This is a genomic window from Danxiaibacter flavus, assembly GCF_041060425.1.
In the GTDB taxonomy this organism is placed as follows: Bacteria; Bacteroidota; Bacteroidia; order Chitinophagales; family Chitinophagaceae; genus Danxiaibacter; species Danxiaibacter flavus.
In genome coordinates, this window is the sequence record NZ_JAULBC010000001.1 from 754,408 (window position 1) to 769,904 (window position 15,497).

Annotated in this window: 18 protein-coding genes; 7 read left to right on the top strand and 11 right to left on the bottom strand. The window is 40.9% G+C overall.

The features are described from left to right. Nucleotides 1-69: 69 nt before the first annotated feature. Entirely contained in the window at nucleotides 70-309 is a 240-nt protein-coding gene (locus QTN47_RS02965) for a hypothetical protein (RefSeq protein WP_369327825.1), read from the bottom strand. Nucleotides 310-549: 240 nt separating this feature from the next. Here QTN47_RS02965 and QTN47_RS02970 point away from each other — a divergent pair, with 240 nt between their 5' ends. Further along, nucleotides 550-891, top strand: coding sequence for a HopJ type III effector protein (locus QTN47_RS02970; RefSeq protein WP_369327826.1), 342 nt, complete (start codon nucleotides 550-552; stop codon nucleotides 889-891). A gap of 59 nt (nucleotides 892-950) precedes the next feature. On the opposite strand, the gene QTN47_RS02975 is transcribed toward QTN47_RS02970, so the two are convergent. Together QTN47_RS02975 and QTN47_RS02980 are read right to left on the bottom strand one after the other, a co-directional pair. Beyond that, a complete protein-coding gene (locus QTN47_RS02975; RefSeq protein ID WP_369327827.1) occupies nucleotides 951-1,901 on the bottom strand; it encodes a polysaccharide deacetylase family protein in 951 nt (316 codons plus the stop codon). Between the two features lie 6 nt (nucleotides 1,902-1,907). Beyond that, nucleotides 1,908-2,303, bottom strand: coding sequence for a DoxX family protein (locus QTN47_RS02980; RefSeq protein ID WP_369327828.1), 396 nt, complete (start codon nucleotides 2,301-2,303; stop codon nucleotides 1,908-1,910). Nucleotides 2,304-2,389: 86 nt separating this feature from the next. On the opposite strand from QTN47_RS02980, the gene QTN47_RS02985 reads away from it, so the two are divergent. The 3 genes from QTN47_RS02985 to QTN47_RS02995 all read left to right on the top strand — a co-directional run bounded on the left by QTN47_RS02985 (nucleotide 2,390) and on the right by QTN47_RS02995 (nucleotide 4,703). Further along, on the top strand, nucleotides 2,390-3,229 hold the full coding sequence (locus QTN47_RS02985; RefSeq protein WP_369327829.1) for an AraC family transcriptional regulator: 840 nt from the start codon (nucleotides 2,390-2,392) through the stop codon (nucleotides 3,227-3,229). 83 nt (nucleotides 3,230-3,312) lie between these two features. Beyond that, nucleotides 3,313-3,900: a TetR/AcrR family transcriptional regulator gene (locus QTN47_RS02990; protein WP_369327830.1), complete on the top strand. Its 588-nt coding sequence runs from the start codon at nucleotides 3,313-3,315 to the stop codon at nucleotides 3,898-3,900. Nucleotides 3,901-3,965: 65 nt separating this feature from the next. Further along, a complete protein-coding gene (locus QTN47_RS02995; RefSeq protein ID WP_369327831.1) occupies nucleotides 3,966-4,703 on the top strand; it encodes an SDR family oxidoreductase in 738 nt (245 codons plus the stop codon). 91 nt (nucleotides 4,704-4,794) lie between these two features. Here the strand turns inward: QTN47_RS02995 and QTN47_RS03000 are convergent, their stop codons facing one another. Genes QTN47_RS03000 through QTN47_RS03010 form a run of 3 tightly spaced genes read right to left on the bottom strand, consistent with a single transcriptional unit; the run spans nucleotide 4,795 to nucleotide 8,025 of the window. Continuing rightward, entirely contained in the window at nucleotides 4,795-5,895 is a 1,101-nt protein-coding gene (locus QTN47_RS03000; RefSeq protein WP_369327832.1) for an alkene reductase, read from the bottom strand. 4 nt (nucleotides 5,896-5,899) lie between these two features. Beyond that, the gene (locus QTN47_RS03005; protein ID WP_369327833.1) at nucleotides 5,900-7,003 is read right to left on the bottom strand and encodes an alkene reductase; all 1,104 of its coding nucleotides are present in this window, start codon (nucleotides 7,001-7,003) and stop codon (nucleotides 5,900-5,902) included. A gap of 35 nt (nucleotides 7,004-7,038) precedes the next feature. Further along, nucleotides 7,039-8,025 carry an aldo/keto reductase gene (locus QTN47_RS03010; protein ID WP_369327834.1) on the bottom strand — a complete coding sequence of 329 codons (987 nt, stop codon included), beginning with the start codon at nucleotides 8,023-8,025 and terminating at the stop codon, nucleotides 7,039-7,041. A gap of 96 nt (nucleotides 8,026-8,121) precedes the next feature. Between QTN47_RS03010 and QTN47_RS03015 the strand changes: the two genes are divergently transcribed. Then, nucleotides 8,122-9,018 carry a LysR family transcriptional regulator gene (locus tag QTN47_RS03015; RefSeq protein ID WP_369327835.1) on the top strand — a complete coding sequence of 299 codons (897 nt, stop codon included), beginning with the start codon at nucleotides 8,122-8,124 and terminating at the stop codon, nucleotides 9,016-9,018. Between the two features lie 290 nt (nucleotides 9,019-9,308). Here QTN47_RS03015 and gloA2 read toward each other — a convergent pair whose 3' ends face one another. The 5 genes from gloA2 to QTN47_RS03040 form a co-directional block, all read right to left on the bottom strand. Beyond that, nucleotides 9,309-9,701 carry an SMU1112c/YaeR family gloxylase I-like metalloprotein gene (gloA2, locus tag QTN47_RS03020; protein ID WP_369327836.1) on the bottom strand — a complete coding sequence of 131 codons (393 nt, stop codon included), beginning with the start codon at nucleotides 9,699-9,701 and terminating at the stop codon, nucleotides 9,309-9,311. Nucleotides 9,702-9,815: 114 nt separating this feature from the next. After that, nucleotides 9,816-10,082: an Ada metal-binding domain-containing protein gene (locus QTN47_RS03025; RefSeq protein ID WP_369327837.1), complete on the bottom strand. Its 267-nt coding sequence runs from the start codon at nucleotides 10,080-10,082 to the stop codon at nucleotides 9,816-9,818. Further along, entirely contained in the window at nucleotides 10,079-10,666 is a 588-nt protein-coding gene (locus tag QTN47_RS03030; RefSeq protein WP_369327838.1) for an alpha-ketoglutarate-dependent dioxygenase AlkB family protein, read from the bottom strand. The genes QTN47_RS03025 and QTN47_RS03030 overlap by 4 nt, the downstream gene beginning before the upstream one ends. A 289-nt stretch (nucleotides 10,667-10,955) precedes the next feature. Further along, nucleotides 10,956-11,816: a methylated-DNA--[protein]-cysteine S-methyltransferase gene (locus tag QTN47_RS03035; protein ID WP_369327839.1), complete on the bottom strand. Its 861-nt coding sequence runs from the start codon at nucleotides 11,814-11,816 to the stop codon at nucleotides 10,956-10,958. Between the two features lie 144 nt (nucleotides 11,817-11,960). Next, nucleotides 11,961-12,674 carry a 2OG-Fe(II) oxygenase gene (locus tag QTN47_RS03040; RefSeq protein ID WP_369327840.1) on the bottom strand — a complete coding sequence of 238 codons (714 nt, stop codon included), beginning with the start codon at nucleotides 12,672-12,674 and terminating at the stop codon, nucleotides 11,961-11,963. Nucleotides 12,675-12,833: 159 nt separating this feature from the next. On the opposite strand from QTN47_RS03040, the gene QTN47_RS03045 reads away from it, so the two are divergent. Both QTN47_RS03045 and QTN47_RS03050 read left to right on the top strand, forming a co-directional pair. After that, nucleotides 12,834-13,154, top strand: coding sequence for a DUF3175 domain-containing protein (locus tag QTN47_RS03045; protein ID WP_369327841.1), 321 nt, complete (start codon nucleotides 12,834-12,836; stop codon nucleotides 13,152-13,154). A gap of 401 nt (nucleotides 13,155-13,555) precedes the next feature. Further along, nucleotides 13,556-15,490 carry a gluzincin family metallopeptidase gene (locus QTN47_RS03050; protein WP_369327842.1) on the top strand — a complete coding sequence of 645 codons (1,935 nt, stop codon included), beginning with the start codon at nucleotides 13,556-13,558 and terminating at the stop codon, nucleotides 15,488-15,490. Nucleotides 15,491-15,497 lie beyond the last annotated feature (7 nt).

Consider the following 15,497-nt stretch of genomic DNA (forward strand, 5'->3'; position numbering starts at 1 on the left):
CTCTCACGACTTTAAACCTCATTGAGACCTTATACCTCAAACCTGAAACCTGATACCTGACACCTTTCTTCACTCCCCCTTATACCACTCAATCACAAATTCACCAATAGCTTCCGCCAGTTCTTTGTTATCGCCATGTTGAAATGTCCACATTTTGTTATCGCACTGTAGAAGGCCAATTGATTTGTCTTCTATTACAACATTGAATTGCTTGGGGTAATCTTTATCATTGTCTCCAATAGGTATCAGCGTTCCCGAAATAGTGTCAAGATTTGCTGTTACAACAAAGTCAAAGGGGTCATATTTCATGATTTTACTTTTATACATAGGGCCACAAAAAAAACGCCAGAATAAAATTGTAAAAAGCATCAGGCATGGCAGAAGTCCTGTTCAACTATTTTCAAACCAATACGATTGATTGTTTAAGAATATTTCTGATTAAGGCTGAAAGCTGGATCTTTTAATTTTATTTTTGGCCGGTAAAAATGCGCGAAGGGCACATAATGACGGATTTCGCGCCAAATTAATTTTAAATAGATACTTTTCTGAATGAAAGAACAGTTAATTACATTGGTCGGTAGATTAAAAGACAATTCACTTACGTTTAAGGAGGTGATTGAATTTATTGAAGCGAGTTATCAACATCAGCCCACTGCATTCAAAAACGGAGAGACGTACAATGAAGCAACGCAAAACCAGGGGAGCGCGAAAGTTTTTGCGTTTGCCCAACTAAATAATCTAAGTAAAGAAGACACGCTTTACCTGTTTGCAGAACATTATCAGTCGGTATTAAATAATCCCAGTGGTATGGATCATCAGAATATCAGGCAATTTATGGCGCACGGATGGGACGGTATAGCTTTTGAGGGGCAGGCGCTGCTTCCCAAATAATTGAAATTATTAAAGGCTATCAATCATCGATAGCCTTTAGTTTTAATCATGATAGCAATTCACTCTCTGATGGTCGTTTTGTCATCAAGTGTCATCCTTGCGATTTCGTCTTTTCGTTTGAACGATACACCTTTATGTTGCTGTATATATCTTATTAGTTCGTTGGTGGTTTTTACCATTTGCGGAGTGCCTCCAATGCGGTCGTGAAAGCTGATGGACATCAGTCTGCGGCGGTTTTCAGACTCGGGATATAGCTGGTCAAATTCCATTTTAACCTGGTTAAAGAACTGATCTGTTGAAAAGTTTTTTCCTTCAATCAAAAGAATATCATTGTTGCGGAGCGTATAAGGCACAACTGCAAAATCTTTATTGTTCACTTTAATAATAAAGGGCTCGTCCCGACTCAAATCATCAATGTGATAAATAAACCCGAGTTCTTGTAAAATGTTTAATGTGTTGGCACCACGCCTTAACCAGTTGGCATTGTACCCAACGGGTTTTACTCCTGTGATTTTTTCGATAGCATCCGCACCATCTTTTTCGAATTTTTTTTCTTCTTCGTAATTCATGTTGTATTGGGTTGCCCAGTTCATTCCATGTGCCGCAGCTTCATGTCCACGCTCAACTATTTCTTTAGCGAGAAATGGATTTTTAAGTACTGCTGCGCTTACCATATGCGATGTGACTTTAATGCCAAGCCTTTCCCAATTGTCCAGCATACGGGGAATACCCTCCTTATAACCATATTCAAACCATGTTGCGCCGGGAAGGTCAGTGTAGCCTTTTTGCATGTTTTTCGGGAAAGGGCTTTCTGCATTATCAGGCTGTCCACCTGCTTCAAATTGCATAGATATGGAGACTACCAGTCGAGATCCATCCGGCCAGTATGTTTTTTCTTTTGACTGCATAGATTGTTTGTTTTGTGAGATACTTTTTCCTGTGAAGGATTGAACTGTACTCGTTAAAGCCAGTATGCCGCTTTGTTTAATAAATTTTCTTCTGCTGCTCATCAGGTACTATTTTTTAAACAATATATTATCGATTGCTAACGTGTTATAGCCAGATGCGTTGATCAGTGCAGCAAATATGGCTACATGTATTAACTGTGAAGGCAGTGCATCCCAATTTTCAATCAATGCCGTGCCGGTTATAAGCATGATCATGACAATAGATCCGGCAATTAATGCAGGTCTCGTAAATAAACCGAGCATAATAAGGAGACCAATAGTGAACTCCGCAACAGGCAATACATAGCTGAACGGCAATACCAGTCCGTTAGGCAGCATCGATTTTTCAAAATTGCCTGTCATCCACTTACTAAAGGTTTGTAATTTGGGTAAGCGTACAAGTCCGTGCCCCAGCATACTTGCGCCAATGGCCAATCTGAGTAATAAAAATGACGTTGTGTTCATGTTATCTTTTATTTATGATGTAAAATTCGGGACCACTAACTGCTTTCGCTTGTATTTAGGAAGGATTGATTTGTATTTTTGCAGGAATGGAGATTAGAAATATTTATCAGCCTTTTGAACTGGATGTTCTCGAAATAAATGAATACGCTGCGAAAATCCATAAGAATACTTTCTTTGAAATGATCTTTGTATTAGAAGGTGAAGGTGTTCAGATCGTCAATGATCACCGGTTACCTTACAGTCCTGATAAATTATTTCTGATCTTTCCCAGTGACCGTCATGGCTTCGAAGTAAGTAAGCCAACCACGTTTTTGTTCATCAGGTTTAATAATAATTACCTTAAAACGCAGAGCAGAGAGTGGGTGCAGAAAGTGGAGTATATTTTTCATAATCACAATCATTTACCTGGCTGCATTCTCTCAAATGTTTCCGATAAGCCGTTGGTGAGGGCACTTGCAGAAGCTATTATTCTTGAAAATGAAAGTCGCTTTCCAAACAGGGGAGAAGTGATCAGCCAGTTTATCAATACGATCATAACCATCGCCGCCCGTAATATTTCTGTAAAAGAACCGGCCATTGCTGCAGACCCAACAAACGAGGCCCTGGCGTTGATAAATTATGTACACAGAAATATTTTTTTGCCGGACAAGCTAAGAGCTGATATTGTTGCTGCGCATTTTCATGTTTCCCAGAATTATATAGGTGAATATTTTAAAAAGAATACTGGTGAAAACATGCAGCAATATATAGCCTTGTACAAAATGAAATTGATAGAAACGCGGCTGAAGTATACCAATATGCGCCTTAAAGAGATTAGCGATGAATTTGGTTTTACTGATCTGAGCCATCTCAACCGGATCTTCAAAAAATACAACGGCCTTAGCCCCACAGAATTCCGTAGAAATCATTTGGTTACAGAAGATTGATTTTTTTCTTTGTTAAAGAGATAAAATAAATTTTGTAAAATAATACCAATCGGTATAATTTTGTGTGATAATTCTTTCCTGTTATGACAAAGGCGGAAAAAACCAGACAGTACATTATCGAAAAAACTGCTCCCATTTTTAATGTGAAAGGTTATTCGGGCACGTCTATGTCTGATATTACAGATGCCACAGGTCTTACAAAGGGTAGCATTTACGGTAATTTTGAGAATAAGGATGCCGTTGCATTGGCGGCATTTGAATGTAACCTGGAAAAGATCAACTCTTACGTAAAACAGGAGATCAGCAAAAGAAAAACCTACAAAGACAAATTGCTGGTGTATGTTACTTTCTATGAGAATTTTTTTAAATCTCCATTTCCGGAAGGTGGTTGTCCAATCCTTAATACAGCCATCGAATCTGATGATACGCATCCTCAATTAAAAGAAAAAGCCAGTGATGCAATTGTATCATGGAAGAATAGTCTTTCTGCAATTATAAAAAAAGGTATTGAGGCAAAGGAGTTCAGGACTGATGTTGTTCCTGAGCAGTCTGCTATAGCTTTAATTGCATTGATAGAGGGTGGAATAATGATATCAAAGCTTACAAACAAGCTCAATTTCAGGAAAATGATCATGGAGTCTGTTGAAAAAATGATCAACGATCTCACTTAAATTTTTTTGCTTTAAAATATACCAATCGGTATATTATAAGAGTAATCACATTAAATAAACAAAAAATGAAAACTTCAGGAAACACAGTACTTGTAACAGGCGGAAGCGCAGGTATTGGATTTGCAATTGCAAAACAATTTTCAGAAAATGGTAATAAAGTAATTATTACGGGCAGAAATCGCCAGAAGCTGGAGCAGGCAGCAGCATCATTGAAAAATACCGTTGCAATTGTCAGTGATATTACAAAAGACGCGGACGTTGACGGGCTCGTTAAGCAGATCTCAAAAGAATACCCTGGGCTGAACGTAATTGTGAACAACGCCGGCTTTGCCGCAGCCTATAAACTTTCTGCAGAAGCAGGGGCTTACGAAAAGGCAAGTGCTGAGATGTTGACTAATTACCTGGCTATTGTTCGCATTACTGAAAAGTTATTGCCTGTATTACATTCAAATGCTAATGCGGCAATTGTAAATGTTACGTCTATTGTAGCGTTTTCGCCCAATCATTTTATTTCTACGTATGCTGCGAGCAAAGCGGCATTACATTCTTATACGCAATCATTACGTATAACGCTTGCGCAAACAGGGCATATCAAAGTATTTGAACTGATGCCGCCGCTTGTTAATACAGATTTTTCACAGTCAATTGGTGGTGAGAAGGGGATACCTGCGTCACAGGTTGCCGATGAGCTTTTCGATGCATTAAACAGTGATGTTTATGAGATACATGTAGGAGGAACTGCTGATCTTTACAGGTTGTTTCTTTCCTCTCCGGCAGAAGCATTGAAAGCGATGAATAACTAAGAATGAGTTCCTTAAAGATGATGAAAACAATAAAGGCGGGTATAATGAATACCGCCTTTATTGAAGTTGCTGACGGGTCTTTATCTGTCGATCACGCTGCTGATGATTGGTGAAGTGGATAATCGGTATAACCATGTTCAGCTCCGCCATAGTGCAGATGCCGTTCTGGTGGAGTTAAAGGCCAATCGTTCCTTAGCCGGTCCGCAAGGTCCGGATTGGCAATAAAAGGCTCGCCAAATCCGGCAAGATCAATGATTCCGGCAGACAGGTATTCGTCTGATTTCTTCTTATCCATTCCGCCTGCCAATATGACGATTCCCTTGTACCATGATTTGAAGCGTGACATAAATCCTTCAGGTAGTGCAAAACTTCCGCGGGATTTTTGATCCATGATATGAACGTACGCAATCTGTCTTTCACTTAACTCTTCCGCCAAATACTTGTATGTTGCTTCAATCTCATCATAATGCGGAAGTTCGTGCAGGCCCCCGTAAGGCGTTAAACGTATAGCGACTTTTTCAGCGCCAATTGCATCAACGCAGGCATCAATAACTTCAAGGAGAAAACGGCTGCGGTTAACGATATCGCCTCCGTATTCATCCATTCTGTTGTTTACAAAAGGATTTAGAAATTGCTCAATTAAATAACCGTTGGCTCCATGTATCTCAATACCGTCAAAGCCGGCTTTAACTGCGTTGGCTGCTGCTTTCGCAAAATCATGTACAATATCCTTGACCTCAGAGGTTGCTAACGGACGTGGTTTTGTGCAGGGGACAAAATTTTCTTTACCATTTTCATCGTAACCCCACGCAAAAGATTTTATAGCCTGGATATCTGAGCTGCTCACCGGTGCAATGCCGCCGGGCTGGTTAGTAACATGCGATACACGGCCAACATGCCACAGCTGGGTGAATATTTTGCTACCTTCTTCATGAACGGCCTGTGTTACAAGTTTCCAGCCTTCCACCTGTTCATCTGTATACAATCCCGGGATATGCAACACGCCCATTGAAGTTGGTGATATAGCTGTGCCTTCAGTAATGATCAGGCCAGCACCAGCGCGTTGTTTGTAGTATAAGGCATTCAACTTATTGGGTATGCCATTTGGGTTACGTGCCCTGGTCATTGGTGCCATTACAATCCTGTTTTTTAATTGTAAGCCTTTATCGTTAAAAGGTTTAAATAAACTCATACGATTAATTTTTATAAAATGGATAATCTGTATAACCAATGTCACTGCCACCAAAAAACTTCTTTCCGTCAGGTGAGTTTAATGGTAGATTGTTCAGCAAACGATAAGGCAGATCGGGGTTGGCAATAAACGGTCTGCCAAATGCGATTAGATCCGCCCAACCATTCGCAATCGCCTCTTCGGCTCTTTGTTTAGTGTATTTGCCGGCATAGATTAGCGTTCCCGAGAATGCCTTGCGATAGGCTTCTTTAAATTCGGCCGGCATTATAGGTGCATTTTCCCAGTCTGCTTCTGCAATATGGATGTAAGCAACTCCAATCTCATTCAGCATTTTTGCAGCAGCCAGGTATGTTTCTTCAGGATTATCATCAATCGCACCCATCAATGTAGTTAAAGGCGCCTGTCTTATACCAACTTTTTCTTTGCCCACAGCGTTTACTACGGCGGTGGCAACTTCTTTTAAAAATCTCAAGCGGTTTTCAAGTGATCCGCCATATTCATCAGTTCGCTTGTTTGTTTGCGAATCGGTGAATTGTTCTAAAAGATATCCATTTGCGCCATGTAGTTCAACGCCGTCAAATCCTGCCGCTATTGCATTTTTGGCTGCTTGTGCATAGTCATTCACGATGGCTTTTATTTCATCTTTTGTTAATTCCCTGGGCATGGAATGCTGCAGCATTTCTCCTGCACCAGCCGAAGGACCTTTTCCTTCCGGATCAACAAATACTTTTACACCGTCCGCAAGAATTGCGGAAGGCGCAACAGGAGACTGTTGATTTTCCTGGAGCGATGTATGAGAAACCCGGCCTACGTGCCAGAGTTGCGCGAATATTATTCCGCCTTGTTTGTGCACAGCGTCGGTTACTTTTTTCCAGCCATCGATCTGTTCTTTTGTATAGATGCCGGGCGTCCACGCATAACCCTGGCCCTGCCGGCTGATTTGTGTTCCTTCGGAAATAATAAGCCCCGCAGTTGCGCGTTGGCTGTAGTATTCAGCCATCAGATCTGTAGCTACATCTCCGTTTGCAGCACGGGAACGCGTCATGGGGGGCATGATGATCCTGTTTTTTAGCAGATGATCACCAAGCTGGTATGTTGTGAAAAGCATGTCAAATTCAGTTTAATTGTTGAATAAAAAATGCGTTAGTTAATGAGGGAAAGTTCTTTGTTGATAAAGGCCATTTCTTCCGGAGTAATATCAATGTCCATTGATTGTGCATTGCTGACGGCTTGTTCCGCATTTCTCGCACCTGCCAAAACAACGGTAATGCCTTTTTGTAAGGTGGTCCATCTAAGCACCAGTTGCGCAAGCGTAGCATTTGTGCCTTTGGCTATCGGTGTGATCTTTGCCAGGAAATCCGCTACTTTATCCAACTGAAATTGTTCGAAGTAGCCATTGCGGTGGTCATCGTTCTTTAATTTGCTGTCCTTAAAATATTTGCCGGTGAGTAATCCTCTTTCCATTGGGCTGTATGCAATGATGCTGATATTTCTTTCAATAGAGTAGGGCAAAACATCTTTTTCTATGGCACGGTTTAACATGCTGTATGAAACCTGGTTAGATGCAAGACCGATTGTATTTTCTGCTTCGTGCAGTTGCTGAAGATTATAATTAGATACGCCTGCAGCTTTTATCTTGCCCTGTTGAATCAGCCGGTTCAGCGTATCCATTGTTTCATCAACCGGCGTTGTATTATCCGGCCAGTGTAATTGAAGCAAATCAACATAATCAGTTTTCAGGCGACGAAGACTTTCTTCCAGTTCCTTAACAATATTGGCTTTTGCCCCGTACTTGTAGACAGGAATATTGCGGCCATTGTCTTGAGCATCAAAAAAGTATTCACCATTTCCGCTATTGCTGCCGTCCCAGACAAGGCCGAATTTCGTTAGTAACTGTACTTTAGTTCTGTCTTTTCCTTTCAAAGCTTCTCCAATCATCTCTTCGCTTAGTCCAAAACCATAAAATGGTGCTGTATCAATTGTTGTGACACCATTATCAAGAGAGGCGTGTATAGATGCAATGGAGTCTTTCTTTTCGTTTCCGCCCCACATGTTTCCGCCAATAGCAAAGGCTCCGTATGTTATTGCTGATAATTGCAGTTCAGTGTTTCCTAGTCTTCTGTATTCCATCATTTATTTTTTTTGTCAGGGCAAAATTCACTCAAAACATATTATTATCATAATAACTTAAGTTTTACATTTGTATCATAAAAATGATAGATAAAAATGCTCAATCTGGAATGGCTACGAACATTTAAAGCGATTTATGAAACCGGTACACTTACAGGCGCTGCGCAGGCCCTGTATATCTCCCAGCCGGGAGTGAGTCTTCATCTGAACTCACTGGAAGCATATACAGGATATAAATTATTTGACCGTTCGGCAAAAAAGATGGTACCAACAGAGCGGGGAAAAGTATTGTACAATTTTATACTTGAGCCGATTAATAAACTGGGTACTGCAGAACAATTGTTTCATAAGAGTACGAAAGAGGACAGGGCAACCATCAGTATTGGAATGTGTTTTGAAACGTTTCAGTTCACACTGGAAAAGCATATTTCTTCACTACCTTTTAATGTAATCATCAAGTTTGGCGAGTATCCGCAAATGCTGCAGGATCTTGATAAGGGGCTGCTGGATCTGATCATCACTCCTCAAAAGGGTGAACAGAAAAATCTTGAATACAAAGCTTTTTCCAAAGAGCGGATTGTATTGGTTTGCGGGGCTAAAACAGATGTAAAGCAGTTAACCTCACTACTTAAGAAAGATAAAATTAAAGAAGCCATTCAATGGCTTAAGCAACAGATCTGGTACAGCACTGCAGCTGATATGGAGCATTTGAAAAAATTCTGGCAAATGAACTTCAAGACAAATATTGATTTTAAGCCTAATTACATTGTGCCAAATATTAGCTCCATCGTGCGTTGCTTAAGTGGCGAAGAAGGCTTCTCGGTAGTGCCGGATTTTTTATGCCGCGGAGAAATTGCATCAGGTAGTTTGAAGCTTGCGTGGGAAGGCAACAATATCATTGAAAATACATTGTATTTCGGCACAAGAAAGAAAACGATGTACGAGAATGAAATCAATCGTGTGAAGGAAATATTCGAGAAACAAAAGCTTTAAAGAAATGTCTGATGTCTGATGTCTGATGTCTGATTTTCCGATCTCTGATTTCGGACACGATAATATTTCGTCAATTGTTGAAAATAAGAAGTGCTAAGTGTGATTTTTTGATGTCTGATCTGGACGCGATGATTACTTATGTCTGATGTCTGATTTTCCGATCTCTGATTTCGGACACGATAATGTTTTGTCAATTGTTGAAAATAAGAAGTGCCAAATGTGATTTCGGTGTTGCACATAAAGAAATCAGACATCAGCGATCAAAAAATCAGCGATCAAAAATCAGCATGTTAAATTTCATAAAGCTCCAACGGTAGCCCATCCGGATCGGTGAAAAATGTAAAGCGTTTTCGGGTGTATGGGTCTATTCTTATAGGTTCGGAGATAACATTTTTTGAAGCTAGTTCTTTAACTGCAATATCTATGTTGTTCACCTGGAAAGCGAGATGCCTTAAGCCGCAGGCTTCCGGCCTGGATGGTCTTGGTGGCGGCGCGGGAAAAGAAAATAATTCAATCACGTAATTGGATCCCAGTGCCAGGTCAAGTTTGTAGGACTGCCTTTCTGTGCGATAAACTTCCCGCACAATAGTCATGTTCAGTACTTCTGTATAAAATTTTTTTGATCGTTCGTAATCCGAACAGATAATCGCTATATGATGTATGCCTGATAACTCAAGACTCATGTGGAAATTGTTTGAGAGCGAAATTACAGGATGATATTGGTTTTTATGTGGGTGTTAGTTTTTCTTTGCTTAGAGCCGGACTAAAATGCATAAATATGGTGGGCGTTATTTCTTCTATTTTGAATGGGTTAATTTCCACATTTTATATCGCTCTTTCAGGCAATGTCCGCATGGCCGGTAACCAGCCAAAATGGCTTCCTCTTCATTGGAGAAAAATATCCTGTTCTTAGCTTTCATTCTTTTGCCGGATGAACAGGATAGTCTTCCGTAGATTTTTCCGGGTATATAACCTGCGTATTGAATTGTCCCCTGCCTGATGAGTTTGCGAAGCTGCTTTTTCTGGCTGGCTTCATCAACGCCTGCGTCAATTTGCCTGATCATATAATAGTCCGGAATGTGAGGTTAATTCTGCCTTCAGTTATTTTGGGTTCTTTAGGGATGCTGTGTAGCCAATGGTGTTGCGTTGCGCCCTTCATTAACAAGAAGCTGCCACTATTGAGTGTTGCTTTTTGAGTAGGCGTTTTTTCTTTTGCGTGTTTGAAGCAAAATGTTCTGTCGGAGCCAAAGCTTACTGACCCAATTACCGGGTTAATGCCCAATTCCTTTTCATTGTCTTTGTGCCAGCCCATGCTATCATAACCGTTGCGATAAAAGTTAAGTAGTGCACTGGTGAAAATATGGTTAGCAACGCTTTCAATTCTGTGTTTTATTTCAAGAAGTTCTTTTGACCAGGGATGCGGATGCATTGTAATGCCTGAATAGCTGTACGGTTTTTGCTCGTCGCCGTACCATGCAGTTAATCTTGGTTGCATTATTTGCTTACCGAAAATAACAATGGGTTCCTGTTTCCATTGAATGCTTTCTGCAAGCAGATCATATAATTTGCTGCTTTCCTCCTTAGTAAACAATGCCGGAAATAAATATACTTCTCCATCAAAAGGCAATAAGTTCTTCGGTTTGGTCATCGAATGTTGTTTTAAATCTATTATTTATGCCATGGTGGGCAATTCAATGTCGTTTGTTAACAATATCAAATGCTCATAAAATATCACAATCAGCTCAAGATTCGGGAGACCTCTCCTGTCGTCGACATGACGATGCGGGTGCAGATTTCCTTATCATTACGGACCAGGCGTTTGTGCTGCAGCATCTATTTTTTCTGATGAGCCAGGATCGTCATGTCGACGTCAGGAGACATCTCCCAAAATTGACGATGTATGCTTTAAATATCCTACATTAAACTAAAGGATGAATCTAAGATGCTTCAGCATGAATTACACCTTTCGCAGCTTCCCATCCAATCATTGCAGACTTGCGTGTGCTTCCCCAATGGTATTGTCCAATTTCTCCGGTTGATCTGATCACTCTGTGACAAGGTATGAGGAATGCCACCGGATTGCCGGCAACTGCTGTACCTACCGCCCGGGATGCGCCTGCATACCCTGCCTGCTCAGCCAATCCCGAATATGTGGTAAGTGAGCCAAGCGGAATCTTTAGCAGCGTTTCCCAGATTTTAATTTGAAAAGGCGAACCCTTTAGGTGTAGTTTGATTTGCCCGAGCTTACTCCAGTCCTGGCCAAAAATAAACAATGCGTTTTGTTGAATGCTGTCCACTATTTGCGTGTACTGTGCATTGGGGAATTTTTGTTTAAGATCCCCTAAAGCCATATCTGCTTTCTCGTCCGCAAAAGCCATGTGGCATATTCCTTTTGATGTGGAAGCAACGATGATGTTGCCAAACGGACTTTCGGCAAAGCTATAATTGATATGCAGCAGTTCACCTCCGTTTTTGTATTCACCTGGCGTCATGCCTTCCACTTTGATAAACAGGTCATGTAATCTTCCTGTTCCGGATAATCCTGTTTCAAAAGCTGCATCAAAAAGGGTAGCTCCGTTATTTTTTAACATCTGCTTTGCATGCTCAATACTTAAATATTGGAGGAATTGTTTGGGACTTACCCCTGCCCAATCCTTAAACATCCGTTGAAAATGAAAAGGGCTTAGATGTATATGTTCTGCAGCCTCTTCAAGGCTTGGCTGATTTTTAAAATTGTTTTTTAAATAATCAATGGATGCAGCTATTCTTTTGTAATCTGTTTCCTGTTGCGTTTCCATGTTAAAATATTTCATCTGTTAAAGAATATTTCCTGCAGGTTTGTAAAACAAAGTTATCATTATGTGTGCGGGCTTTAAACCCGTTTCTTGCTAAGATTATTTGCGCGGGTTACATTGTTATTAATGTGATTTCTTTTGCAAATATTAGGAAAGTGCATCGTGAAAAATAATGCCCAGTGTGTGTCTGTTGCCGCTATGTACCGGGCTTACTCCATGTTTCACGGTTGCACGGTAATAACCCTTTGAACCCTTTACAGGCCGGAAGTTTGTCGTAAACAATAACATGTCTCCTTTTTTGGGTTGAATTACGCTGGCCCTGGATTGCGCCCGCGGCACAGATTCAGTCAAAACAAATTCGCCGCCCGTATAATCTTCTCCGGGTTCGTTAAGTAATAAAACCAGCTGAAAGGGAAACCAAACCTCGCCATAAAGATCCTGATGTAGTGTGTTAAAACCATTCTCCCCGTATTTTAGGATAAGGACGGTTGGCTTGTCCTGACCGTGGTCGTAACAAATCTGTTTAAATGCGTCATGCGTTGATGGATATTCTTTGTCAATTTGCAGTGCTTTCATCCACCTGTTTGCCACGGGAGCAAGATAAGCGTAAACAGTTTCCCTGATAGCTGTAATGAGTTGCGGCAATGGATATTTGAAATATTTGTACTCACCGCTGCCAAAACGATAGCGTTCCATTACAATTGTTTTGCGATATAAATCCTCTTCATTGTACCGGGCAATAGATTGTTCGCATTCTGAAGGGGTTAATACATTTTCTACAACGGAGTACCCGTTATGTGTAAGGTTCTCTCCAGCGCTTATCCAATCTTTGCCGTCAAGTCTGTCTTTTATACTTACCATAATAAAATTTTGTAAGACAAAGTTACCTGTGGTTATTGCCGTTGAAGAACCCGATTCTTGCGGTGTTTGGTCATTGAAAAATAGCTGCGGAAGTGGCGTGCATTTTGATTTGACGATATACTGCCTTTGCTGTATCTGTTGAAAAATAAAATGTATTTTATGCCGGCAACAAAAACTGCAAAAAAGAAAACTGCAAAAACAAGCAAACGCAAGTGGTCTGCACGGGTTATGCAAACCAGTGACGCGCTTGATCTCGAAAAATCCATTTTTAAATCAGATGATCCTAAGAAAATAGCATCATCGTTGAAGCGTTCAGCAAAAAAGAGTCATCGCAGAAAAGGAACGCCCTTTCAATCCGCCATGTCTATGCTTAATTTTTATATCAATCGTGCAGGTCATAATTTATCGGCTTCTCATAAAAAGGTATTGGAAGATGCCAAAAATGAGTTGCGCATTGCGTTTGACAGACCAGCTAAGTGACGTCGTAAGTTGTACGTTGTAAGTTGTACGTTATACGTTCGGGTTATATGGAGTGAGTGTGTGCCTCTCCGAAAGATATTGCCAGTGCCGGACTGTCGTGTGAATTTTATTCCGCGCCGAACATTTTCAATTGTCCCCGCCTGAACGGCTTCAGTCGGGCAGGAATTTTTACTTGTCAATTGAAAAAATCGCTATTGCATAAGTGCAAAATAATGACCATTTTTATTGTAGCATCTATAATAATCAAAGCTGCTAAGCCGATACGTTTTGCTTAAGCTGTTATCGCGATGAGATATGCCTGAATTCAGGTGCTTCGTAAATCGTACTTCGTACTTAATACAGGTGCGGCTTTGCCAGGCTGATGTTCTTTTTTCAGCCGGTGTTTATTTAAATACACTAATATGGCAACCAGTAAAAAACTAAGCAGGTTATTGAGGGGATATTCATTAGATCCCGGCTTTTCCACGAGGCTGGATACAATGTCCATCAACGAAATGGTTTATGAAATAAGATGGGAGGATGTAAGTAAAGGTCCTATAGGCGAATATTTCGAAGTGATCGATTATGATCCTGCCAGTAATTGTTTTTATGATCCTGTTGAACTTAATTCGGTTGAAGTGCTTGCGCAGAACGGCCTTCCTCCAAGTGAGGGTAATCCGGCTTTTCATCAGCAGTTTGTTTACACTATAGCGATGCAAACGCTGGAACATTTTGAAAAGTCACTGGGACGCCGTGTTATTTGGTCGCCGCGCATAGTAGTAACCGGAAAGAATGAAGGACAACGCGAGCGCCTCGCTGTTAAGCAGGAATACGTTCCTAAATTGCGTTTGTATCCGCATGCATTCCGCGAAGCAAATGCTTATTACGATCCTGAAAAGAAAGCTGTTCTATTCGGCTATTTTGAAGCCGCTGCAACTGCAAGAGGAAGCAATCTTCCGGGCGGGGTAATATTTTCTTGTCTTTCGCCAGACATTATTTCGCACGAGCTTACACATGCACTTCTTGATAGTATCCATCCGAGATTTATTGAAAATACAAATGTTGATGCACCAGCTTTTCACGAAGCCTTTGCCGATATTGTAGCGTTGCTTCAACGTTTTTCGGTGCCTTCTTTACTGGAGTATTCTATTGCTTCAACAAAAGGTAATCTGGGTGAATACAGTTTTCTGGGAGAGCTGGCCACGCAGTTTGGTACCGCTTTGGAAAATGGAAGAGGGGCTTTGCGCGGAGCCATAGGAAAAGTGGATGAAAAAACAGGAAAATGGCAGAAATATAAGCCTGATCCTTCTTTGTACCATACAGTGTTTGAGCCGCATGAGCGGGGATCGGTTCTTGTGGCTGTTATTTTTGATGCATTCATCAGGTTGTATAATGTGAAGACTGCAGATCTGCTCCGCATCGCCACTAACGGTTCCGGCATTTTGCAGCCGGGGGCCATTCACCCGGATCTTGTGAAACGCCTCGCCAGGGAAGCTGCAGAAATAGCCGCGCATCTTTTACATGTTTGTATAAGAGCACTTGATTATTGTCCGCCGGTTGATATTACCTATGGCGATTATCTGCGCGCATTGATAACTGCGGATGTTGATACTGCTCCAAAAGATGAGAGTGGCTATCGCATCGCATTGATTGAGGCATTCAGAAGCTGGGGTATATTTCCTGACCGTGTGAATACATTATCTGTTGAAAGTTTATGCTGGTCCAAACAGGATAATCTTACCCAGGCAGAAAAGAAAGCGGTTGCTTATATAGCCCGCCAGCTAAAAGAATGGGTTGCACCAATTGTTGAATTGAGTTATACTGATGGTGTTGACAGAAAAGAAATTTATATGGCATCTCAAAAAGTGCAAAAAGACCTGCATGATCTGTTGGTGCAGAAAAAAGTGAACATCATTAATAGTGGAGACTGGTCTTCTTTAATGAAAAAATTTGGATTGGCAGACGGGCGCGTTGCATTCAGGTATGATGATGAAACCATTACTTCAGATGCAATGCCTCCTATTGAGGTACATAAAGTGCGGCCCGTTTACCGTGTTGGCAGGGAGGGTGTTGTCGTCGATCAGGTGATTGTTACCTTAAGTCAGACTGTGCGCATTAACAAAGGAAATCTGAAAGGTTCAAAGTTTAGAGGCGGCTGTACTTTCATTCTTAATATATCAAAGGGGTATGATCTTGAATATGTCATTTATAAAAATGTAGCAAGCCAGCAAAGATTTAAAAGACAAATGGATTACCAGATGGGCAAAACAGAAGAGTTTGTTGCACTTTCTGAATCGATGTATGAAGAGGAGTCTGGCTTTAAGAATATCAGTTTTGCCAAACTACATCTTCATTAAAAATAAT

Excerpts from the sequence above, each read along its gene's own strand:
- QTN47_RS02985 (WP_369327829.1), top strand. The coding sequence starts at position 2,390 with ATGGAGATTAGAAATATTTATCAGCCTTTTGAACTGGATGTTCTCGAA.
- QTN47_RS02995 (WP_369327831.1), top strand. The coding sequence starts at position 3,966 with ATGAAAACTTCAGGAAACACAGTACTTGTAACAGGCGGAAGCGCAGGT.
- QTN47_RS03010 (WP_369327834.1), bottom strand. The coding sequence starts at position 8,025 with ATGGAATACAGAAGACTAGGAAACACTGAACTGCAATTATCAGCAATA.
- QTN47_RS03050 (WP_369327842.1), top strand. The coding sequence starts at position 13,556 with ATGGCAACCAGTAAAAAACTAAGCAGGTTATTGAGGGGATATTCATTA.
- QTN47_RS02965 (WP_369327825.1), bottom strand. The coding sequence starts at position 309 with ATGAAATATGACCCCTTTGACTTTGTTGTAACAGCAAATCTTGACACT.
- gloA2 (WP_369327836.1), bottom strand. The coding sequence starts at position 9,701 with ATGAGTCTTGAGTTATCAGGCATACATCATATAGCGATTATCTGTTCG.
- QTN47_RS03025 (WP_369327837.1), bottom strand. The coding sequence starts at position 10,082 with ATGATCAGGCAAATTGACGCAGGCGTTGATGAAGCCAGCCAGAAAAAG.
- QTN47_RS03015 (WP_369327835.1), top strand. The coding sequence starts at position 8,122 with ATGCTCAATCTGGAATGGCTACGAACATTTAAAGCGATTTATGAAACC.
- QTN47_RS03040 (WP_369327840.1), bottom strand. The coding sequence starts at position 12,674 with ATGGTAAGTATAAAAGACAGACTTGACGGCAAAGATTGGATAAGCGCT.
- QTN47_RS02990 (WP_369327830.1), top strand. The coding sequence starts at position 3,313 with ATGACAAAGGCGGAAAAAACCAGACAGTACATTATCGAAAAAACTGCT.
- QTN47_RS03035 (WP_369327839.1), bottom strand. The coding sequence starts at position 11,816 with ATGGAAACGCAACAGGAAACAGATTACAAAAGAATAGCTGCATCCATT.
- QTN47_RS02970 (WP_369327826.1), top strand. The coding sequence starts at position 550 with ATGAAAGAACAGTTAATTACATTGGTCGGTAGATTAAAAGACAATTCA.
- QTN47_RS03030 (WP_369327838.1), bottom strand. The coding sequence starts at position 10,666 with ATGACCAAACCGAAGAACTTATTGCCTTTTGATGGAGAAGTATATTTA.
- QTN47_RS02975 (WP_369327827.1), bottom strand. The coding sequence starts at position 1,901 with ATGAGCAGCAGAAGAAAATTTATTAAACAAAGCGGCATACTGGCTTTA.
- QTN47_RS03000 (WP_369327832.1), bottom strand. The coding sequence starts at position 5,895 with ATGAGTTTATTTAAACCTTTTAACGATAAAGGCTTACAATTAAAAAAC.
- QTN47_RS02980 (WP_369327828.1), bottom strand. The coding sequence starts at position 2,303 with ATGAACACAACGTCATTTTTATTACTCAGATTGGCCATTGGCGCAAGT.
- QTN47_RS03045 (WP_369327841.1), top strand. The coding sequence starts at position 12,834 with ATGCCGGCAACAAAAACTGCAAAAAAGAAAACTGCAAAAACAAGCAAA.
- QTN47_RS03005 (WP_369327833.1), bottom strand. The coding sequence starts at position 7,003 with ATGCTTTTCACAACATACCAGCTTGGTGATCATCTGCTAAAAAACAGG.